Genomic DNA, 21,983 nt, shown 5'->3' with positions numbered 1-21,983 from the left:
ATTTTATATAATAGTTAATTAACCGCAATGTCACATTGTTTTAATTAGAGTGAAATATTGGCATTCTATTTTTGTGCAATAAACTTAAAATAGCACAAAATGTATGAAAGCAATTAATCGGTTATCCCTATTTATTCTATTGCTCGGAATAATACTCAATATTTCGGCTCAGAACTATTATGCGAACAATCATCGCGGCATTGAAAATAAAACAGATATAATCACCACAAACACAACAAGCGATGACGATGTAAAAAATAAAAGATATGTCTGGGAGTTCGATTCTTCAGTACCATCTACATTTGATAACAACACTATCCAAAAAGCAGAAGAGCATGAATTCGGATCTAAAGTCGCATGTTTCAAGGTTCTGATGGAAGAATATTATGTAACTCAGGAAGAGGTTGTACCCGGGGACCCGATGAGACGAACGATAATAAAGAAACCCAATATTTATAATACGACCCGCAAAATAGAAAAACACCTGAAAAAAGAAGTGAAGAGAGGAAATATCCCTTTGGAAAAAGCGATTAACGATTTTACTCACATTCTCGAAGTTAGCCTTACCATCATAAATGAAGCTGATACCGAAGCTTTTGAGGAAGCCCTCGACCGAAACAAGAAAAGCATAGAAGACCAAATCAGCATATTTAATCAGGTGAAAATAAACAATATCTACTAAGTATCAAATAAATTTGACTTAAAAACCAATAAATGAAAACATTACTAATGCTATTAGGAGTAGTATTCTTACTGCTCCCGGGAATGGTGCATGCCCAAACGGTTAAAGGATCTGTAAAAGATAAGAAAGGAGAAACACTGATTGGAGTTAATATCAGTATTAAAAATACAACAAGAGGTGTCATTACAGACTTTGATGGTAACTATGAAATAAAAGTTGCCGGCGACGAAACCCTTATTTTTTCTTATATGGGGTTTGTTTCTCAGGAAGTGAAAGTAGATAACAGGACTATTATAGACATTATAATGTCCGAAGAGTCGCAAAATCTGGATGAAGTTGTTGTAACAGCTATCGGGATTAAACAGCAGAAGAAAAAGCTGGGATATACGACTCAGCAGATAGACAATGAGGCACTCAGCGAGTCTCAGACTATGAATGTGGGTAGTGCCTTGTCGGGACAAATTGCCGGACTTACTGTGACTAACCCGACCGGACTGTTTCAGGCTCCGTCATTCTCTCTTAGAGGGAAAAATCCGTTAATCGTATTAGACGGTATTCCTATCGAAACGGATTTTTTTGATATTGGAAGCGAGAACATAGAAAGTGTAAACGTATTGAAAGGGCCGACGGCTTCCGCCCTGTACGGTTCCCGGGGTAAAAACGGAGCTATACTTATCACGAGTAAATCTGCGAAAAAGGATGGACTGGAAATTACTGTCAGCACAAGCAATATGATTACTGCCGGTTTTACAGTGTACCCCGAATCTCAGAAAACATATGGTAGCGGGTCTAATGGTAAATACGAATTTTGGGACGGAGCCGACGGAGGTATTTCGGACGGAGATATGACCTGGGGGCCAAAATTGGATACAGGACAGAAGATTGCCCAATGGAACAGCCCGATCCGGAATAAACAAACAGGCGAGGTCATTGAATGGTACGGGAATGTTTCCGGTACAATTTACGATAACAAATCGTTGTATGAACGAGTCCCTATTGATTGGGTATCACACGATAATCTTGAAGATTTTTTAGGTACAGGCGTGGTTACAAATAATAACTTCTCTGTATCATACAAAGGAGCTAAAGCCCGCTATTATGCTTCGGGGAAATACGCTTATCAAAAAGGACAGGTGCCTAACACTTCGCTTCAAACAACCGGATTGAATTTTAACTCATCATTTGATATTACCAACAATATCCAACTTGATGCTTCATTAGCCTATAATAAGGTATATTCCCCTAATTATCCGAGATATGGATATGGGCCCAAAAACCACATGTACACAATATTGCTCTGGATGGGTAACGATGTGAATGGAAAAGAACTTCAAAAACACCAATGGGTTCCCGGACTGGAAGGTTATAGACAAGCTAATTATAACTATGCCTGGTATAATAATCCATACTTTGCGACAGAAGAATTGCAGCAAAAGAGAGACCAGAACATACTGGATGGTAAGTTGAGGCTCAACTGGCAGATACTTCCTAACTTAGGAATACAGGGACGTGCCGCGATGCATCAAATAGGGACATATGAAGACCTTCAGACTCCAAAGTCTTATATGAACTATGGGGATTCACGGGTTGGTGATTTAAAGATATGGAATCGAAATCAACGGAATATCGATGCTGATGTTTTAGCTTCTTATTTTCAACCTGTAACAAGTAAAATTAATTTGACCGCAAATGTCGGAGCTTCAATATTAAATACCAATTATCAGGAAGAATATCAATCCACAGACGGACTTATTGTTCCCGGATTATATAACATGGGTAATTCGCAAGGGCCGACAAATGCGACAAATATTGTCCGCAAAAGAGAGGTACATAGTATATACGGCTCTGCCAACATAGACTTTTATGATGCTGTATTCTTAAACTTCACAGCCCGTAACGACTGGTCTTCTACCTTACCATCTTCGGGGAATTCATATTTTTATCCTTCAGTTTCGCTAAGTACCCTTGTATCGCAATATGTGAAAATGCCTAAAGCAATAGATTACTTAAAGCTTTACGGATCATGGGCACAGGTATCCAGCGACCTCGATCCGTACAGTATATATGCGACTTATCAAAAAGGTGTGACTTATGGTTCGACACCATCTGTAACTTATCCCAGCAGTCTGGTTAATCCAAATATCAAACCGGAAAAATCGACATCCTATGAGTTCGGACTGTCAACTGCTTTTATAAAAAACAGGATAACATTTGATGCTACTTATTATCATATCAAAGATGAGAATCAGATCATCAATCTGAATGTATCGGAGGCATCCGGATTTACCTCCAGAAAGGTAAACGGAAATGTATATAGTACAAATGGAGTGGAGATAATCCTGGGCGCAAAACCTGTTGTTACGAAAGATTTCTCTTGGGATGTAGCCGTAAACTGGAGCCGGTATGTCAGACGCCTCACCGATATTTATGGAGGACAAAGTAAGTATAATGCATTAAGTAAAGGTGACAGGGCAGATGCATATTATGCTACTGTATGGCAAACTTCTGCCGACGGACAATTAATCATTGATCCCAATAGCGGACTGCCGATAAAAGATGCATATCAGAAAAAACTTGGACACCTCGATCCCTCATGGCGTTTAGGGTTCCAGAATAAGTTTAACATAAAAGATTTTAAGGTTGAGATAGATATAGATGGAGCCTGGGGAGGCCTGCTAAGATCAGTTACTATCGAAAAGATGTGGTGGGGAGGAAAGCATCCGGAATCAATCACATACAGAGATGCAGAATATGAAGCCGGACATGCTATATATGTACCTAAGGGAGTAAATGTTACGGGAGGCGAGCTTACACGGGATGTAAATGGTGCAGTTGTGTCTGATACCCGTACCTATGCGCCTAATACTACAGTTGTGAGTTGGCAGACATGGAGTCAGATTTATCCTTATCAGGCTCAGGTACTGGATTCGGATGATAAAACATTTGCGAATGTATTTGATCGCTCTTATTTCAAATTGAGAAGGCTATCTATTGGTTACGATCTGAAGAAAATTGTTGATCTGGGACAAATCAAATCATTAGATGTCTCATTGTATGGTTACAATCTGTTGATGTGGAAAAAGATCCCTTATGTAGATCCTGATTATGGTAATGATGATAATCTGCAGGATCCTTCGTCAAGATATATCGGATTTTCTGCAACAATGAAATTTTAATCGAAGTATTTATCCTGTAAATAAGAACGTATTTTATGAAAAAGATTATATTTTTTATTTTTACTATTCTGGTTTGTGCCACATCATGCAATGACCTGGAAGAACTAAACAAGGACCCGAATAATCCGACAGAAACCCATCCTCAACTTTTGCTTACGCAGATACAATGGACTGCTTTCAGGGAATTCCTTGGAACATCGCCTCTTTATGCAAATAAAATGCTGGTACAGACAGATGGTGAGAATAGTTATCAGTACTATAAATGGAACAGGGGCGATTATTCATATACAAAGATGAAAGATATCAGTAAAATGACGGAGGAAGCCCAAAAGATAAACGAGAACAGCTATATTGCTTTAGGAAAATTCTTTAGAGCTTATTATTTTTACAATATGGCTCTCCGGTTTGGAGATATACCTTATTCGGAAGCGCTAAAAGGTGAATCAGATAATATATTTGCGCCTGTATATGATAACCAGAAGGACGTGATAACAGGTATCCTCAATGAACTGGAGGAGGCCAATACTATTATTGAAAATGAGAAAGCTGCAATTAAAGGAGATATAATTTATAACGGAGATACAGACAAATGGCAGCGCCTTATAAATTCGTTCCGCCTGAAAGTGTTATTATCCTTATCTCATAAGGAAAGCGATACAGACTTGAATGTCAAAAGCAAATTTGCTTCAATCGTTCAAAGTGAACCACTTATGAGAGGCAATCAGGATAACGGACAATTGGTGTATTTGGATCAGGCAGACAACCGTTATCCTGAATTCAATTCAAGTTCTTTCGGTTCCGGGATGTATATTGACTCTACTTTTATCAAACGGCTTCAAGAGCATAAAGATCCTCGCTTATTCTTATTTTGTACTCAAACGAAAGAGGCAAAAGAGGCCGGAAAAGCCATTGATGATTTTACTGCTTACGAAGGTGGAGATCCGGCAGCTCCATATGGCACGGTGAATGAGAAAGCGACAAAAGGAAAAGTTTCGAAAGTGTTGGAACGCTTCTATCAGGACCCGACCAATGAGCCTTCGATCTTGTTAGGGTATGCAGAATTACAGTTTATCTTATCAGAGGCTTGTGTCAGAGGCTGGATATCCGGTGATGCGGCTACATATTACAACAATGGTATAAAATCATCATTTAAATTTTGGTAACGATATACCATTTTACACCAAAACTATTTTATTATAAATTAATCGTATTTCAACAAATGTAAATAAAAAACCACCACATGTTTAATTTGTGGTGGTCATATTTTTATTGTTGTTATTAAATAGCTGATTGAGTTTACAAGTCAATCAATATACATGTAGCATTGAATTGTTCTGTCACATCATTTCCTGATTCATCTGTTAATCTGTCATAAGTCGTCCAATTAACACCATCTGTTGATGTTGCTAATGCAGGTCTATTACCAATCATTATAAATTGCCCACCATAATATAGAATATCATACCATTTGGGATATGGATAACCTACTGTTATTGGGTTTGACCAATTAATACCATCAGTGGATGTTGTTATATAGCCATCATTAGTATCTCCTGCTATATATTTTTGAGTGTTAGCTGCAACACTATTCCAACTTCTACTTGTACCTACTACCACAGGAGTTGTCCAATCAACCAAATTTGCTGACTGTGTTATATAATTACCACCTACTGCTACATATTTGCCAATATCATTATAGGTAATATCGTATAAATTTAAAGTAGATATATTTGAAATTTGTATTGGGTTTGACCAATTAATACCATCACTTGACGTTGTTACATAACCATTTTGTCCCCCCACTGCTATAAACAGATTATTGATATACCTGACTTGATACCAATCACAATATGGAGATAATTGTTGACTTGTCCAAGTAGTACCGCCATTAGTAGATGTTGCAACTCTACCTGTTTGACCTACTGCTACAAATACAGAATTTCCATATGCAATCCCATTCAAATTTGCATTAACGACACTTAATTTTGTCGCTGTCCAATTTGTGCCATTATCAGACACAGCTATATAGCCTTGATTGCCACAAGCTATATATTTCGCTTTTAATGGGGTACTAACATTAGTGCCTCGACAAACCCCATTCCAATCATTTGTTCCTACTATCATATTTATATCATTAATCTTATATTTAAATACCCCCCCCTCTGCTGTAATCCATTCATTTGGATTATCAGTTTTTTCAGGGTTATTAGGTTCTTGTTCTGCAATAACAGGTGGTTCAATAATTGAATCTTCCTGATTATCACATGACAATAATGTAATTACACTTAATATCAAAAAAACACAAAACTTTTTAGTCATATTTGTAAAATTTTAAAATTTAAGGTAGCGATGTTTTAGCAAGAATATTACCACCCAAACCAACAACAATTAAATTAGGCATAATTATAGGAGTTGTATATGAAACATCTGTTTCTACCACTAATTGATTAGTTGCATAAGTACCTGTAACAGTTAAACCAACTGCTTCAATTTCATTCTTTGTAGGCATTTTATTCATATCAGATGTGAATGAATTTGCTTTAAGGGTGTTACAATATGTTTTACTTGCAATTTTATTCGCCATGTCTTTTATTTATATATAAATATCTGATTTATTCAAAAAACAGCCCTGAAATAAAAAAAATCAGTATTATTTTACATTTTTTCTACCATATAGTTATTGGTGGGGTAATTAGGATTGAATATTTTCCAAGATTACTTTTATTACCAAATATTAATGACATTGAAATGAGTGGACGAACTTTTTTGATTCGTCCATTTTGTTATAATACTTAATCTAATAATATTTTTCTCTTTTCCTTCTTTTCTGTTTGTGGTGGCTTATTAGGCTGTTTAGGTGGAATTATCCCTCTATCAGGTTTTGGTTTCTGTGGTGGAATTATTTTATCACATTTTAGTTTACCATGTAATGGTTTATTTGAAGGACAATTTGGATTTAAACATTTTATACCATCCCATTTTGTACCACATTTAGGACAATAAAGCATCCCTAATTTTTGTTCTTCTGTAAACGTAGGAGACTTAACTTTTTCCATAATTTTAAAACAAAGATTAATATCCATCAATTCCCCAAAATGAACAGGTTCTAAAAAAGAAAAGAGGCATGGGAACTGTTATACGCCTATTCCTGTATCAAGGTTCTCCTAAAAACCCATGCAACAGAATAAGCAAACAGTTCCATGCCTTTTTTATATTTGACATGGAACACACTTGCCTATTATCCTTATTGCAATTAAAATTTTAGGAGATTTTGATACAAAGGATAATAATATAAATGCATCTTAATTTTAACAAACTAAAACTGAATTGGTATATCAACTCTTTGATGTTTACCTATTCAAAGACAAAGATAAACATTGTTTTCATATTTAAAAGGAGTTGTTAAAAAGATTGTTTCTTGTAGAGAAACTTCTATTTAATGATTTAACAACATTTTTAAGTTCTTTTATTTCATTTTCTAATGAAATGTTTTTTAAAATTAATAACTTAATATAATTAACTGAAAGAAAGCCATCTTCATTTTCATTTACTAACTCAGGTAATGTTTCTTGAACATCTTGCGCTATTACACCAATATCTTCTTTACTATCATTCACCCAAGTAAACGATTTGAAATCTATATCATTAACTTTCTTAATTAAATTATCATCAATATCTTTAATATTTTCTTTCAATCTTTTATCTGAACTTTGATAAAAACCAAGACCTGTAATATTAGCAGCACAAGTTATAGCACCTGTAAAATTGGAAGTATTATTTACTGATAAATAACCTGTTGTTAATGTATATGATGGCATACTTAAATTACCTGTTAATGTCCCACCACTTAATGGTAAGTAGTTAGCTAATTGTGCTGTTGTAGCTGCACCAATATTTGTTGGAGTAATGTTAATAGTTTTATTTACTGAACCATTAAATGTATCAATAGTAGTACCATTACCTTGTACAGTTAAAGTACCTGTTGTAGTACCACCACCACTAACAGTAATATCACCTGTACCTAATAATGTAACACCATTAATAGTTTTAATATTTGTGCCTGAAACTAATGTAGGTTGAACAGCTATATTTCCTGAACCTAACAACGTTGTACTATTAATTGTTTTAATGTTAGTTCCACTTACTAACGTAGCTTGTTTACCACTTAATGCTGTATCAGTTTCTGTTTTGGTGTATGCACTAACATCACCTGCTGATAATGTAATATTACCTGATAAGGCTTTGCCATTAACTGTTGTAGAAGTATTAACCTTTGCTGCAAGTGCAGTATCAACTTGTGCTGAGGTATATGCACCAATTGCTGTTGGTGTAATATTTACTGTTTTAGCTGCTGAACCATTAAATGTAAATTGGTTAGTACCTTCTGTTGTACCACTGTTTAGTTTTACAATCATATTATTAGCAACAGATGAAGCAGAACCACCATTAACAGTTGTTGCGATAGAAATATCTCCACTACCATCAAATGTACCACTACCTGTAACATTACCTGTTAATGCTATTGTTCTTGCTGTTGCCAATTTAACTGCTGAATTAGCAGAACCACCAATAGAACTTGAACCTGCATAAGTTGTTGTGTTTGGTAACGCATTAACATCAGAAGCAGTAAAATTTATATTTCCACTTCCAAGTAATGAATTAGAATTAAATGTTTTAATATTAGTTCCACTTACCAATGTAGTTTGTTTAGCATTTAAAGCTGTTTGAGTAGCTGTTGAAATTGGTTTATCAAGGTCACTTGTGTTATCCACATTTTCTAAACCAATATCAGTAGCATCCAATACAATATTTCCTATTAAGAAAGATTTTCCATTAACAGTTGCTGTTGTATTAACTTTTGTTCCTAATAAAGTATTGGTTTCACCTTTTGTGTAATAATTGGTTAAATCGACCTGAAAAACCTCATTACCAATTAACTCCCACCCTGTGGTATTATGCCAAATATATTCATCATATCCATTCGTTGTTGTACCTGTTTTAGGAATAAAATAGAATTTGTTTTCTTGTCCTGATGGTGGAAGCGTAGGTAAAACAATAAATAACTCAGGGTCAGCAGATGTTATTGTAGTAGTACCATTTGGATTATCAGTTAAAGTGATATTACTACCTGCAACTAACTTATTTTGTTTATCAGCTTCTATACCTAAAACTTTACTTTTGTCATAAAAAATTGAAGGGCTTTTTATTTCACCATTACCAATAGCCAATAACTTTTTTCTATGCTATCAGTATCTATATAAGATATAGCAGCCATTTCACCTTTTTTTAAGGCTAATCCATTTAAAGTAGTTGTTGCATCTGCTTCACTATTTACAGTATTCGTACCATTTTTAATTTGTATTAAATTTGCCATTAACATAAGTATTATAATTATAAATACTTATTTCTTTCATAAAATGACAATATCTGACAAAAAAAATAAAGCAACTTCAAATAAATCAAAATTCCCAAATCATGTTAAAGAATGATTTGGGAATTTTATTATTGCATCTTCTTACTTTTTTAATTTAAAAATACGCCCATTCAACATTTGAAGTTTCATCAATAACCACACTTTGAGCGTTGCCATCTTGTTGTGTAATGGTTAATATGTTTGAGTTTTCATCAAACTCAACACTTTCAATTAATGCGTCTTCCCAATTACTATTTGCCATAAATGTATCTATTATTGATTATTAATACTGATTTATATAGTTTCCCATGTTGCTACCCCACCTGATATTACAAGTTTATATGAACCATCAGCACTTGGTATTGTTGGTAATCCAATAGATTCCCATTCTCCTGTTGCAGAATCTATACCTACAATGCCTTTGGATGGGTCATTGACAGCATCACTAAAATTTGTCAATACAGGGAACTTACCTAAGCTGTATATTTTTAGTCCACCACCACTTGTACCATACGATGAATACCAAACAAGCTGATTCCCAATTTTAGTTACACCACTACCATAACCACCACTTTCAAGTGGTGAAAGCTTAAAGGTTTTTAAATTCACAAAGTTTTTTGTTAGAAGTATATCAACGCCATTCCAAAGAACTATATAACCATTCCATTGACCCCAAGTAGTAAAATTATTTACTATTGAAAAGATAAGAGTTGGTAATTCATTTGTTAATGGAAGTTTCCACACACCCATATTATCAATAAATATGATATGGTCATTTTCTAATACACTCACATATTTGATAAAGCGTATATTATTCGCATTAGAATAGAGTAAATTTCCTTCACTAACGTTTATATCATCAGTTAGATAAATATCTTTTCCATTAGCTTTTGTATAAACATATTTATTTGCTAATGAATTATAATCAATATTAGTAATTGTTATGGCAGCAGGTAATGCTGAGAATGTACTACCATCATTAGTCCTTACAGCAGCACCTGTATTATTGGTTATATACACATAACCATCTGATGGGGCAAACTTAGTTCCAACATTGTTTAAACCTACTGTGGCTGCTGAAAAGGTAGTAACATTTAACCCCTGAACCCTGTAAACTGCATTGGTTGTTATCTGCCAATCGTCAGTCCCTGTCAAAGATACTGTCATACAAATACCACCATAAGTACTATAATTAGCCGAATTAATTGTAGTATTTAAGTTTTGGAATGTTAAACCATCAGAAGAATAAGCAGATGTTCCACTTCCTGCATTATTTACCCAATACACCCCACCTTGTGACGATGTACGAGGATATATTGCTGAGGATGGATTAAACTGTTTTATTAAGGATGGTTCTTGTGGTTTTACATAAATCAAATCAGATTTATTTAAAATTTTCTTATCAATGACACCCACTGATGCAATATTTGTATCTTTAAAATCAGTATCATAAGCAACAGGTAATTCATAAAAAGCATTGTTCTTGAATGCTATTATTTTATCAGTATTAGGTAAATCAGAGAAATCCAATTCCCTTTGTACATCCAATACATTTTTGTATAAAGTACCATAGTAATAACTCAATATTGTATTCCCTAATGCAATATTAGAATATGAAGAATTGGAAATATAAATATTGGTTGATTTTATATTTACATTCAAGTTGCTGTCAACATGAGCAAAACACAAATAGCCATTCTTATATCCATAAAAGAACTCACCATTTGGGATATAGCCCAATGCTTGGAAATTACCAAAACCTGATGCTACAGTAAAATTCAACCCATCTGTTGATACTGATGTCCCGCCACTTGTATTATTACTTACAAACATATATTCTGTATTTCCAACATTAGCTTTGAATGGTTTATAAGTGTAAAAAGAAACATTACTATTATCCTGAATTGTTTTTTCAATAGTACCTGTTGTCAAATCAATCCTGAATAAGCCACTTGAAGTACCTACATAGAAGTAATTACCAATTTTTTCTATAGTGGTATTACTTTCACTAATGGTTTCACTGTCATATACTGCTACCTGTTGTAAATTAGTTAATAATGTATCTGATGTGCTGATAACTAATTTATTACTTACTACGTTGGCATATACATACTGTGTACCATCCTTATATATTGATGTAGAATATTGAACATCTGATGTAGGTGTCTTAACCAAGTTGTTTAAGTCCTGCCCATACCAAATATAACCTTGTTGAAGCAATGTAATATTAGAACCATCAAAGTCCATAAAAATGATGTCATTAGCTTCATTTAAATTGGTTGGATATGTTTTTAATGTTCCATCAGGTGCTATACCATAAAACACAGCATTACCACTATAAACACCACCATATATAGGAAGTAATATATCATCTCCATATTTAATAGGTGTTGTATATATGCCATAAGGATATGAACTGGGTATTGATTGTATTAATGTACTTGTCTCAATGGAATCTCCAATTGCTTTGTGAGCAAAGGCTTGCGTACTTTCTACGAATTTAACATCTAAGGATGTTGTGTTGTTTGCCTGTACACCTACATTTGCTACCCACTCCCTTTTGTATAGTTTTGTGTCGATTAAAGAAATAATGTCTCCAACTTTAACCACAGACCAATCACTTAATATAGTTTGGTAATCCCCATAGTCATATAAATCCCAATCGTTTTTATCAAGTGTGGAAACATCACCCACCTCAGGAGTTGGGTGTAAATCACCATTTTTATAGAATAAAATCCAAATATTAGGAGAGGATGCACCACTACTGTCAGATGTCCATTTATGATTATCCAAGTATATAGCCCCCTCATCAGTTGTAATATAAAAGTTATCAGGTTGACGAAGTAAAGGTAAATCAGCTTTTAACCCTTTTAAAAAATTTAATGTTGCCATTGTTTATAATTCTTATTTATTCTTTTATTATTTTTAAAAATACAACCATTCCAATATGGAAGCCATATTTAACACTGCACTTTGTACATTACCACCTTTTTGAGTGATTGTTAATGTATTCGTGTTTTCATCAAACTCAATACTTTCAATTAAGGCGTCTTCCCAATCTCCACTATCCCCATCACAAGTAATCATGTAATCTATTTGCTTCTCAAATGTCACAAAATTATCTTTTGTTCTCATTTTAGGTTTACATGACTTATCTTGCAATTGTTCTAACAATGTTTTATATATTGTATTTTATTATAAATACTTACATTTTATATTTTATCACTATTTTTTATAAAAAAATTGACCTTACATAAAAAAGCGAGAAATATTCTACACCAAATATTTGTTTTAGTGTAATTAAATACTTATATTTGTAGCATTAAAAACATTAAAGTATTATTATCATGTTTGGATTGCATTTTAACTCATTAATTGAACTCGTCAGAACTTTCTCTGATGAACAAACTTGTATATTGTACTTAGAGGAAATGAGATGGAATGGAAACCCTATATCACCCTTTGACCCTGCGTCAAAGGTATATAAGTGTGCAGGTAATAAATATAAGTGTAAGAATACAGGTCTATACTTTAATGCTAAGACTAACACCTTATTTGATAATACTAAGATAGAATTACAAAAGTGGTTTATGGGTATATGGTTAGTATGTTCTCATAAGAAAGGTATTTCTTCTCATCAGCTTGCTAAAGATATTGATGTAACTCAAAAAACAGCTTGGTTTATGCTCCAAAGAATAAGGAATTGTTTTGATATTGAAAATAATTCTGAACTTGAAAATGAAGTTGAAGCAGACGAAACCTTTATTGGTGGTAAGAATAAAAACAGACATGCAAGCAAAAAAGTTGAAAACTCACAAGGTAGAAGTTTTAAAGATAAAACACCTGTTTTGGGGATGGTAGAAAGAAAAGGAAAACTTGTAGCAAAGGTTGTTAAATCGACTTCATCAGAACATCTAACACCTGAACTTGTAAAAGTAATAAAAGATACAGCAACACTATATACAGATGAATGGTATGGATATAACCAAATAGGGAAAATATACAATCGTTTGTATGTGAAGCATAATGATAATCAGTTTGTAGATGGTAAGATATACACCAATACAATAGAGGGATTTTGGAGTTTGTTAAAGAGGGGTATTGTAGGAATTTATCATTTTGTATCAAGGAAACATCTTCAATATTATATAGATGAGTTTGTATTTAGATACAATACTCGTACCTTTGAAAGTGAAAGCAGTAGGTTTAATCATTTCTTATGTAATGTAGGAAATAAGAGATTAAAGTATCATGTTTTAATTGCTGATTAATTAAAATGTTATGGACGAAAAAAACACAGAAATCCACTGTCCTTATTGTGAAGAAAAGACAGTATTAGAATCTATCAAAAGAGTTGTGACAGTTTCTGATAAATCTGAATGGATAGAGTTTGTTACAATTTCTTATGCTTGTTGTGAAAGAGTTATACACACAACAGAAATTGATTCAAGTTTTAATAATAAAGGAGATTCTTTTTAATTTCAATACCAAAATGTTTAGTATTTTCTTTTGAATATTTATTGTTATAATAACATTTACCCCTTTTAGTATTGGAATGTACAGAAATATCTAAATCGTTATCGTTTATTATTAATTCTGTTATTAATAGATTGAGTTTATCTTGGTATTCTTTAATTTCTTGAATAATTTTTTCAGTTTCCATAACCTTTATGTTTTATTATAAATATGTTCAATACTCTAAAAACTAATGAATAAGAGGATAAAAAATACAGTTCATATACAAATTGAACAAATGCATATATATTCATATATACTATATGATAATAGCAGATATATTGGAGAAGGTATAAGGATGTATTTTAAAGATAATCCTGATGTTACATTACACACCCTTATTGATGAAAACAACAATGAAACTAAGGCTTATTCTTTTAGAGATACAATAGAACATCTTAATTTAAAAACATTACAGATGTTTGCAAGATTTGGTTTAAATGGTTTAATTGATGAAGATTTGAAAAACTCACCAAAGAAAAGACCAATGGGTGATTTTGATAGATTGATACAAAAAGCTTTAAATTATAATCCAAAAGATAAAGAAAAATAGAAGGGATGTTTTCAGCATCCCTTTTTAGTTATCGAGTTTGGTGTAAACTTGTATATCATTACCTAAATTTTATGAATCGTATGCGAAAGGACTAAGTGCCTATGTCAGCGAAGATATAGCAAATAGCTACCTGACTAATCCGACGAATAATTTTTCTACAAAATTGACAAATGATGAGAAAATAGAAGCTATTGTATTGCAAAAGTACTTTCAAAGTTTCTTTCAGGGAGGATGGACTCCTTTCTATGAAAACTTACGGACTGGTTACCCTGAATTTCACCGCACAAAAGGTGTGGAAATTCCTTATCGCTGGATATATCCGCAATCGGAATATAACTACAATGCGGACAATGTATCAGCAGCTATAACAAGACAATTCGGAAACGGCAATGATAAAATAAATCAAAAAACCTGGTGGTTAAAATAAATATTCAGTCGATGAAAAGAATAGTATCAATATTGCTAATGCTTATATGCATTACGAGTACTTATGCTCAGGAGAAGTTATATTTCGATAAAAATGGTAAATTCAAGATTGTACAGTTCACTGATATACATTATAAATGCGGATCTGAAGAATCTGCAAAGTCTATCAGAATGATGAAAGAGGTGCTTGATAATGAGAAACCTGATCTTGTAGCATTTACAGGTGATATTGTTACAGATACTCCTGCAAAGAACGGTTGGGATGAGGTTCTGGCTCCCGTTATCAGCCAAAAAATCCCATATGCGATCGTATTGGGAAATCATGATGACGAGCATGACTGGACCCGCCGGCAAATAATGGATTATGTGATTAGTAAGCCATATTGCTATGCGCAGACAGGGCCTGTATACTTGACCGGTGTTGGAAACTATGTTCTTGAGATAAGGAATACCCAAGAGAAAACAGGTGCAATACTTTATTTTATGGATTCTAACGCATATAATAAAGTAGGGGAGCAAAAAGGATATAACTGGTTCGGCTTTGACCAGGTAGACTGGTATAGAACGAACAGTGCTTTTTTTACGAGAGAAAACAAAGGTAAACCATATCCGGCCCTGGCATTTTTCCATATTCCTTTACAGGAATACACACTATTGTCTGATACAACTAAGAACTATGTAAAAAATACTCCTGTATTTGGCAATAAAACTGAAAAAGAATGCCCCGGAATTATAAATACCGGAATGTTTGCTGCAATGGTTGAAGGTGGAGATGTAATGGGTACATTTACAGGACACGATCATGACAACGATTACATTGGATACCTGAATGGGATTTGCCTTGCATACGGTCGTTTTTCAGGAAGTAAGACAACTTATACCAGCTTGGGCTACGGGGCAAGAGTTATTGAACTTACAGACAATGAACGAATATTTAATACCTGGATACACTCTAGTGACAACAATATTCTATATAACGTGAAATATCCGGATTCATTTCTGGTAAAATAGAGGCTATCAATCGACTGGAATTCTATAGGAAGGCAATAAAAGTATTTTTTGTAGAGTATTTCAATTAGTCCTCCTGAATTTTAACCGTGAGATGCCGATATAATAATACAAGGGGAAGGATTTATTATTCTTCCCCTTGTTTATATTTTTTACAACTTATTTTCTTCCCGGTAGGTGTCGATTGCTTTCTTTGCCGAACCGTGTAGTAATAACAAGCGTTTGGATTGCTCATAGTCAAGACCTAGCTCTTCCTGTACCATACGTGTGCCCCTGTCTACCAGTTTGGCGTTCGATAGCTGCATATTTACCATACGGTTCCCTTTTACCCTGCCAAGTTTGATCATGGCAGAAGTCGTGATCATATTGAGTATCATTTTCTGACCTGTGCCTGATTTCATTCGCGAACTGCCTGTAACAAATTCAGGCCCTACGATCATCTCGATAGGAATATCAGCTTCCTGAGCAATAGGTGAGTCGGGATTACTGGAGATAGATGCTGTAAGGATACCATGTTTTCGGGATTCATGCAAAGCACCTATGACATAGGGAGTTGTACCGGATGCGGCAATGCCTATGACTGTGTCTTTATCGTTGATATTGAATGTCTGCAGGTCGTTCCAACCAGCGTCTAAATTGTCTTCGGCTTTTTCCACAGGGTTTCGCAAGGCGGTATCACCTCCGGCTATTAACCCTATGACAAGTGTATTAGGCATACCGAATGTTGGCGGTATTTCCGAAGCATCCAGTACCCCCAAACGCCCGCTTGTGCCTGCCCCGATATAGAAAATACGCCCGCCTTGTTGCATGCGCGGAATGATTTGTGATACAAGCTTTTCAATCTGAGGTATCGCTTTTTTTACGGCTATTGCTACTTTTTGGTCTTCTTTGTTTATATCAGTCAATAACTCCAAAACCGATTTGTTTTCGAGATTATCATATAATGAAGGTTGCTCCGAAATTTTTACAAAAGTCATTTTATTCAAGAAGTTATATGTTTACTATTTAGTGACAGTTATCAAGTTCGTATAATATCGGATAAGTCCGGCCATGGGAGATTGTTCTATAGATCCGATCGTAATATTGAGGCTCGAACCGGCTTTCCTCAATATTTCCTGATAATGATACGCAACCGAACCTGTAAAATGTGCCTCATTGTGCTGGTAATCGTATTGCATTACATTTTTTACAAAGAAATCTTTGAAAGCATTGTATACCAGATCATAGATGGTTTTGTCATCAATGTTCTCTATTAAAAACGGAGACAGGCTTGCTAAGAATCGGTTTGCCATCGGCTGCTTGTATACCCTGTCGAGTATAAGGGCAGGAGTGAGGTCGAATTCTTTCAGGAATTTTTCTTTGAGGCCTGCTGTTAGTTGATTTTTGAGACAGGCTCCCAGAAACAGGCGGCCTATCACGGCTCCGCTGCCTTCGTCTCCCAGTACATATCCTAAAGGAGATACGCTTTTTTCTATTTCTTCTCCGTTATAATAGCAGGAATTTGAGCCTGTACCAAGGATGCAGGCAATACCTTTGTTTGTACCGCATAAACCTTTGGCTGCAGCAAGTAAATCACTGTCGACCTCAATGTCTGTCGTATTTATATTGTCTGCGATTGCATCTCTGATAATCTGATTTTTATCAGGCGAGGCACAGCCGGCACCGAAAAAATGGACAGCTTTTACATTATGACCGTTTATTATGGGTTTTATAGTTGCACTAATTTCCTTGCTTATATCTTCCCTTGTACGGAAAAATGGATTTGCACCTTTTGTGAAAACCTGTTTTGTTTCTTTATTGTATTCTACAAAACGCCAATCAACCTTTGTAGAACCTCCGTCTGCTAATATTATCATATCTTTATATAAATTTTCTTTTTATACAAAATGTTACCGATCACCCAATTGAATCCGACAAACAGCAGGGCGTAAACAAGCGAGCCGAAATAATCGCCCAGATAAGGCTGTAAGCAGATTTTATATATGAAATTTTTAATACTTATCAACGATCCGTCGTACATAAACAGCGTACTGCCAAGTAAGATAGAAAATACGCCTGCCGCTACATAGATGAAGAGTGGGTTTACTCCGAACGATTCAAAAAATATACTCCATTTTTTATGTCCTTTAATATCAATAATCCAGATTAGTAGTGCTAACAATATGGCTGCGAGGCCGCATGTCGCAATGGCGAATGTGGGAGACCATATTTTTTTATTAATAGGACAACCGTAACTAAGTAAAAAACCGATGAATGTCATGATCGTTCCAATGATAAAGAGCCTGTTTATACGCTCGTAATTGTCTTTAGTACTCAATAATAGTTCACCACAGCAAAACCCTGTAAGTACATGGCAAATAGCGGGAATGGTACTGAGCAATCCTTCAGGATCGAGAATGACCCCATTGTCTACGTACATATGCTTTGCACCTATTAGAGCCTTATCGAGAAGGGCTATAATATTATTCTCACTAAATTCGAATCCATTACCGAATACCAGGAGAAGAAAATAACCGATCAACGTGACAATTATAATATATGGTATATATTTATGTTTTACTAATATGGCTATCAGGGCTGTGGCACCATATGTGATAGCCAACCGCTGCATTACGCCCAGTATGCGTATATTTTCAAAATTGGTGATGGATTTGAAAAAGATATCCAGAAAACCGGATTCTTCACCCGACAACTGATGATATGTACGAAACGACAGTGATAGCCAACCTAGCCCGAGTCCTATCAGGAAGATAACAATTGTGCGCTTGAGTATTTTCTACAATGTCGGTTTATTAAACTCAAAGTTAAACTTACGTAATGAAATAAATGTAGAAATTCCCATTATAAACATAAAGAAAGGGAAAACCAGATCGGTGGGGGTAAGCCCGTTCCAGGCAGCATGTCCTAGCGGAGTGTACACAAAATTCCATGATCCGGGATTGTTTACCATTATCATACCGGCTATCGTTATCCCTCTCAGTATATCAAGAGATAAAAGTCTGCTACTTGGTTTTTGATCTATCATATGACGCCTCGTGATTCTCTTTACTTATACAAATAGTATTTTTTTGATATTTTTTTGAATGGTTCGGTTTCTTTATACCAAAAATTCTTAATATCGTCAAATTTATTGTTTTTTGCAAAGGTAAGTCTTACATAGTCACTACCCGAAACCTGATCAAACATTCTGTATCGTTTATCGTTCGCATTTTCGAAAATGGCCTTATCCGGATATAGTTTTGCGATTTCCTGCATTACATAAAATTGTATTTCAGATAGCCGGGCTTTTTCATATTCCATTATATGAACCTGTACTCCTTCTAATTGTTTCCCTTGTCCTACCGAGTAAAACGGTTTCAGGTATATCGGTCTGAAATGTAAGCCCGGAAGTTGTAACCGGTTTAGGTTGTTTGCCAGTTCCTCAGCCTTTATCCATTCCGAAGCAAATATCTGGAATGGGATTGTATAGCCTACTCCGATAGACATATATCCAAGTTCTCCAAGGATACCGGATACCGGATAAAACACTGCTGATATGGGATGAGGAATATGGGGAGATGACGGAATCCATTGCAAGCCGGTTTGTTCGTATGTCATTTTACGTTTCCATCCTTTCATTCTCACCACCTGTAGATTACATTGCTTACTAAGCATATTCCGGCCATTAAGTAATAAGGCTAATTCGCCACAAGTCAGTCCGTATACATAAGGTATTTTGAATTGGCTTACAAAAGAAATAAAATTGTCCTCAACCAGGCCTCCTTCGACTTTTAATCCTCCTAACGGATTTGGCCTGTCGAGGACAATAAATTCGATATTATTCTCTGCTGCAGATTGCATAGCCAGCCCCATGGTGCTGATGTAAGTGAAAGAGCGGCAACCTATGTCCTGTATGTCGTATACCAATACGTCAATGCCTTTCAGCATATCCGGTGTAGGAAATCTGGTTTTCCCATGTAGAGAGTAGACAGGTAGTCCTGTCTTAGGGTCGGTTACATTGTCTACCGGATCTCCGGCGTGGGCATCACCACGAACGCCGTGTTCGGGAGCAAACAGAGCTACCAGTCTTACATTGGCTGCTTCGTGCAGAATATCGATGGTCGATTTCATTCTGTTATCTACTCCCGTAGGATTGGTTATAAGTCCTACACGCTTTCCTTCCAGTATTTTGAACTTCTGTTCTTTCAATACTTCAATTCCGGTCTTTATCTTTACCTTTTGAGCAATTGCCGTCAGGGATAAAAAACACATAACTGATAGTATTATTAATGGTCTTCTCATGTTCTGATAATTTTATTCTTTTGTTTCTTCTTTGGCTTTACCGTAATTGGGATCAATTTTTAATAAGGCAACCGCAATGATAGGGATTATGCTGCATATCATTACCCAGATAAAGAAGTGATTATAACCCAATTGTTCTTGTAGCCATCCTGCAAACATGCCCGGTATCATCATCCCCAGCGCCATAAAGCCAGTACAGATGGCATAGTGAGCGGTTTTTTGTTCCCCATCGGAGTAGTACATCAGATAGAGCATATAGGCTGTGAATCCGAATCCATAGCCGAATTGTTCTATAAACACACATATGTTTATAACTATCAGGCTGTCTGATTGCGTGAAACTCAGATACAAGAATGTGGCAATAGTAAGCAGCATGCTGAATGTCATAGGCCACAACCATTTGCGTAATCCTCCTTTTGCTGCAACAAATCCGCCGATAATACCTCCCAAAGTGAGGCCGATGATACCGATAGTACCATATACAAGTCCTACTTCCCCTGTGGTTAAGCCAAGTCCACCTGTATCGATAGAGTCGAGCAGGAACGGATTGATCAACTTTAAAAGCTGGGCTTCTGAAAAACGGAATGTCAGCATAAAGAATATTGCGGCGGCAGCTTGTGGTTTTTTAAAAAATGATTTGAATGTAGATAAGAATTCACTTGCTATTGAGCTTGCTGTCAGATGAGTATGAGGCTTATCCGATTCAGGTTTTGGTAAAAATACCCTGTGGTAGAAGCTGAAGAATATAAATAGCCCGGCCAGAACAAAGAATGTAATTGACCATGCAAATGGGATATTTCCTGACAATCCTTTGTATTCGGCTGTACTGGCTGTAGTGAGTTTGGGATCGATCTGAAAAACAAGATAAGCCTGCCTGTTCCAATTCTTTTCATTAAATGTAAGGCGGTCGCCATGAAGTAAGGATATACTGTTGTCACCCTTGTTCAAGGTTGTATTTAATACCATCTCCTTTCCTTTTTCAGGTTGCTGCGATAAGCTGACAATCGCAACAGCTACATTACCTGTATGTTCGGATTTAATGGTATAACGTTTCTCTCCGAAGTTATCTTTTATCCAGTTTCCGAACGGCTTTGAAATATGAGTCGTCCACATACTCTGTTCCTTGTTCGCCGCTTCTTCATCAGTGACTTTATCTTTAGTTGTAAAACCGTTTCGCTCATTTAGCGCGATCACCTCCTGCAGGAAAGAATCGAGGCTATCTTTATTAACCCCGTGCGTACCTATCCGGACTACATCTGTATCTACGATAAAACGGATATCCCCTTCTTGCGGTGTTATATTTCTGGCTTTTGGAATATATAAAGTAGATTGTGTATATTGGGGTGAAGCATCAATACTTATTTTTACAGGTTCGCAACCGGATGTGCTTTCCAGAAAACCGGCGAGGATTATAAGCACACCTTGCCCCATGATGGTGGCTACACGATAGAATGTACTGCGGATACCTACATATTTTGCTTGCTGATTGGTGTTGAGTCCCAGCATATAAAAACCGTCGGCGGCAATATCATGTGTGGCCGAACTAAAGGCCAATAGCCAGAAAAAAGCTAAAGTAGCCTGAAAAAAGAAGGGTAGGGGAATCGTGAATGCAATTCCGCCAAACCCGGCACCGATAAGTATCTGCATGGTTGTGATCCACCAGCGTTTTGTTTTCAGCAAGTCGACAAAGGGACTCCAAAACGGTTTGATGACCCAAGGCAAATATAACCAGCTGGTATAAAGGGCTATGTCGGTATTTGATATACCCATGCGTTTGTACATAATCACGGAAATAGTCATTACGGCAACGTAAGGTAGTCCTTCGGCCAGATAGAGCGAAGGAATCCATGCCCATGGTGATCTTTTATTCTCTTTCATCGTTTTGTTTTTAGTACAATTTTTCAAAAATAGCATCTACAAAGTAATGCA

General features: G+C 35.5%; 21 protein-coding genes and 2 pseudogenes. 8 read left to right on the top strand and 15 right to left on the bottom strand.

Annotated elements, in window-relative coordinates; translation table 11 throughout:
* Positions 1 to 103 precede the first annotated feature (103 nt).
* Genes ACYQ3L_RS18970 through ACYQ3L_RS18960 form a run of 3 tightly spaced genes read left to right on the top strand, consistent with a single transcriptional unit; the run spans position 104 to position 5,021 of the window.
* A complete protein-coding gene (locus ACYQ3L_RS18970) occupies positions 104 to 682 on the top strand; it encodes a hypothetical protein (RefSeq protein ID WP_379996691.1) in 579 nt (192 codons plus the stop codon).
* 32 nt (positions 683 to 714) lie between these two features.
* On the top strand, positions 715 to 3,858 hold the full coding sequence (locus ACYQ3L_RS18965; RefSeq protein WP_379996689.1) for a SusC/RagA family TonB-linked outer membrane protein: 3,144 nt from the start codon (positions 715 to 717) through the stop codon (positions 3,856 to 3,858).
* A 35-nt stretch (positions 3,859 to 3,893) separates the two neighbouring features.
* On the top strand, positions 3,894 to 5,021 hold the full coding sequence (locus ACYQ3L_RS18960) for a SusD/RagB family nutrient-binding outer membrane lipoprotein (RefSeq protein WP_379996687.1): 1,128 nt from the start codon (positions 3,894 to 3,896) through the stop codon (positions 5,019 to 5,021).
* Between the two features lie 133 nt (positions 5,022 to 5,154).
* Here the strand turns inward: ACYQ3L_RS18960 and ACYQ3L_RS18955 are convergent, their stop codons facing one another.
* The 8 genes from ACYQ3L_RS18955 to ACYQ3L_RS18920 all read right to left on the bottom strand — a co-directional run bounded on the left by ACYQ3L_RS18955 (position 5,155) and on the right by ACYQ3L_RS18920 (position 12,406).
* Positions 5,155 to 6,177 (bottom strand): WD40/YVTN/BNR-like repeat-containing protein, encoded by a 1,023-nt coding sequence (locus ACYQ3L_RS18955; RefSeq protein ID WP_379996685.1) that lies wholly within the window; start codon positions 6,175 to 6,177, stop codon positions 5,155 to 5,157.
* 19 nt (positions 6,178 to 6,196) lie between these two features.
* Positions 6,197 to 6,442 (bottom strand): hypothetical protein, encoded by a 246-nt coding sequence (locus ACYQ3L_RS18950; RefSeq protein WP_379996683.1) that lies wholly within the window; start codon positions 6,440 to 6,442, stop codon positions 6,197 to 6,199.
* A 208-nt stretch (positions 6,443 to 6,650) separates the two neighbouring features.
* Entirely contained in the window at positions 6,651 to 6,914 is a 264-nt protein-coding gene (locus ACYQ3L_RS18945) for a hypothetical protein (RefSeq protein ID WP_379996681.1), read from the bottom strand.
* Positions 6,915 to 7,247: 333 nt separating this feature from the next.
* Positions 7,248 to 9,086: a tail fiber domain-containing protein gene (locus ACYQ3L_RS18940; RefSeq protein WP_379996679.1), complete on the bottom strand. Its 1,839-nt coding sequence runs from the start codon at positions 9,084 to 9,086 to the stop codon at positions 7,248 to 7,250.
* Positions 9,062 to 9,232: a hypothetical protein gene (locus ACYQ3L_RS18935; protein ID WP_379996677.1), complete on the bottom strand. Its 171-nt coding sequence runs from the start codon at positions 9,230 to 9,232 to the stop codon at positions 9,062 to 9,064. The genes ACYQ3L_RS18940 and ACYQ3L_RS18935 overlap by 25 nt, the downstream gene beginning before the upstream one ends.
* A gap of 154 nt (positions 9,233 to 9,386) precedes the next feature.
* Positions 9,387 to 9,533, bottom strand: coding sequence for a hypothetical protein (locus ACYQ3L_RS18930; protein ID WP_379996675.1), 147 nt, complete (start codon positions 9,531 to 9,533; stop codon positions 9,387 to 9,389).
* A gap of 32 nt (positions 9,534 to 9,565) precedes the next feature.
* The gene (locus ACYQ3L_RS18925; RefSeq protein WP_379996673.1) at positions 9,566 to 12,163 is read right to left on the bottom strand and encodes a hypothetical protein; all 2,598 of its coding nucleotides are present in this window, start codon (positions 12,161 to 12,163) and stop codon (positions 9,566 to 9,568) included.
* Positions 12,164 to 12,196: 33 nt separating this feature from the next.
* The gene (locus ACYQ3L_RS18920) at positions 12,197 to 12,406 is read right to left on the bottom strand and encodes a hypothetical protein (protein ID WP_379996671.1); all 210 of its coding nucleotides are present in this window, start codon (positions 12,404 to 12,406) and stop codon (positions 12,197 to 12,199) included.
* Between the two features lie 212 nt (positions 12,407 to 12,618).
* Here ACYQ3L_RS18920 and ACYQ3L_RS18915 point away from each other — a divergent pair, with 212 nt between their 5' ends.
* Together ACYQ3L_RS18915 and ACYQ3L_RS18910 are read left to right on the top strand one after the other, a co-directional pair.
* Positions 12,619 to 13,542, top strand: a complete 924-nt coding sequence (locus ACYQ3L_RS18915) for an IS1595 family transposase (protein ID WP_379996669.1) — start codon at positions 12,619 to 12,621, stop codon at positions 13,540 to 13,542.
* Between the two features lie 10 nt (positions 13,543 to 13,552).
* Complete coding sequence (locus tag ACYQ3L_RS18910; RefSeq protein WP_379996667.1) at positions 13,553 to 13,750, top strand: hypothetical protein; 198 nt, start codon at positions 13,553 to 13,555, stop codon at positions 13,748 to 13,750.
* On the opposite strand, the gene ACYQ3L_RS18905 is transcribed toward ACYQ3L_RS18910, so the two are convergent.
* On the bottom strand, positions 13,725 to 13,934 hold the full coding sequence (locus ACYQ3L_RS18905; protein ID WP_379996665.1) for a hypothetical protein: 210 nt from the start codon (positions 13,932 to 13,934) through the stop codon (positions 13,725 to 13,727). The genes ACYQ3L_RS18910 and ACYQ3L_RS18905 overlap by 26 nt on opposite strands.
* A 45-nt stretch (positions 13,935 to 13,979) precedes the next feature.
* On the opposite strand from ACYQ3L_RS18905, the gene ACYQ3L_RS18900 reads away from it, so the two are divergent.
* From ACYQ3L_RS18900 to ACYQ3L_RS18890, 3 genes are all read left to right on the top strand, one after another.
* Entirely contained in the window at positions 13,980 to 14,339 is a 360-nt protein-coding gene (locus ACYQ3L_RS18900) for an aldo-keto reductase family protein (RefSeq protein ID WP_379996663.1), read from the top strand.
* Between the two features lie 163 nt (positions 14,340 to 14,502).
* Complete coding sequence (locus ACYQ3L_RS18895) at positions 14,503 to 14,766, top strand: SusD/RagB family nutrient-binding outer membrane lipoprotein (protein WP_379996661.1); 264 nt, start codon at positions 14,503 to 14,505, stop codon at positions 14,764 to 14,766.
* A gap of 11 nt (positions 14,767 to 14,777) precedes the next feature.
* Positions 14,778 to 15,776, top strand: a complete 999-nt coding sequence (locus tag ACYQ3L_RS18890; RefSeq protein ID WP_379996659.1) for a metallophosphoesterase family protein — start codon at positions 14,778 to 14,780, stop codon at positions 15,774 to 15,776.
* Positions 15,777 to 15,925: 149 nt separating this feature from the next.
* Here ACYQ3L_RS18890 and murQ read toward each other — a convergent pair whose 3' ends face one another.
* The 6 genes and pseudogenes from murQ to ACYQ3L_RS18860 form a co-directional block, all read right to left on the bottom strand.
* Positions 15,926 to 16,750: an N-acetylmuramic acid 6-phosphate etherase gene (gene murQ, locus ACYQ3L_RS18885; protein ID WP_379996657.1), complete on the bottom strand. Its 825-nt coding sequence runs from the start codon at positions 16,748 to 16,750 to the stop codon at positions 15,926 to 15,928.
* 24 nt (positions 16,751 to 16,774) lie between these two features.
* On the bottom strand, positions 16,775 to 17,629 hold the full coding sequence (locus ACYQ3L_RS18880) for an ATPase (protein ID WP_379996655.1): 855 nt from the start codon (positions 17,627 to 17,629) through the stop codon (positions 16,775 to 16,777).
* Positions 17,626 to 18,798, bottom strand: a pseudogene (locus ACYQ3L_RS18875) (acyltransferase family protein). The gene ACYQ3L_RS18880 and the pseudogene ACYQ3L_RS18875 overlap by 4 nt, the downstream one beginning before the upstream one ends.
* A gap of 20 nt (positions 18,799 to 18,818) precedes the next feature.
* Entirely contained in the window at positions 18,819 to 20,024 is a 1,206-nt protein-coding gene (locus ACYQ3L_RS18870; protein ID WP_379996713.1) for an exo-beta-N-acetylmuramidase NamZ family protein, read from the bottom strand.
* 42 nt (positions 20,025 to 20,066) lie between these two features.
* Entirely contained in the window at positions 20,067 to 21,332 is a 1,266-nt protein-coding gene (locus tag ACYQ3L_RS18865; protein WP_417323512.1) for an MFS transporter, read from the bottom strand.
* A gap of 99 nt (positions 21,333 to 21,431) precedes the next feature.
* Positions 21,432 to 21,932: pseudogene (locus ACYQ3L_RS18860) on the bottom strand (MFS transporter); the annotation flags it as partial.
* Positions 21,933 to 21,983 lie beyond the last annotated feature (51 nt).

It is taken from the genome of Dysgonomonas termitidis, assembly GCF_054657735.1.
This window is presented reverse-complemented; position numbering and strand designations above follow the sequence as displayed.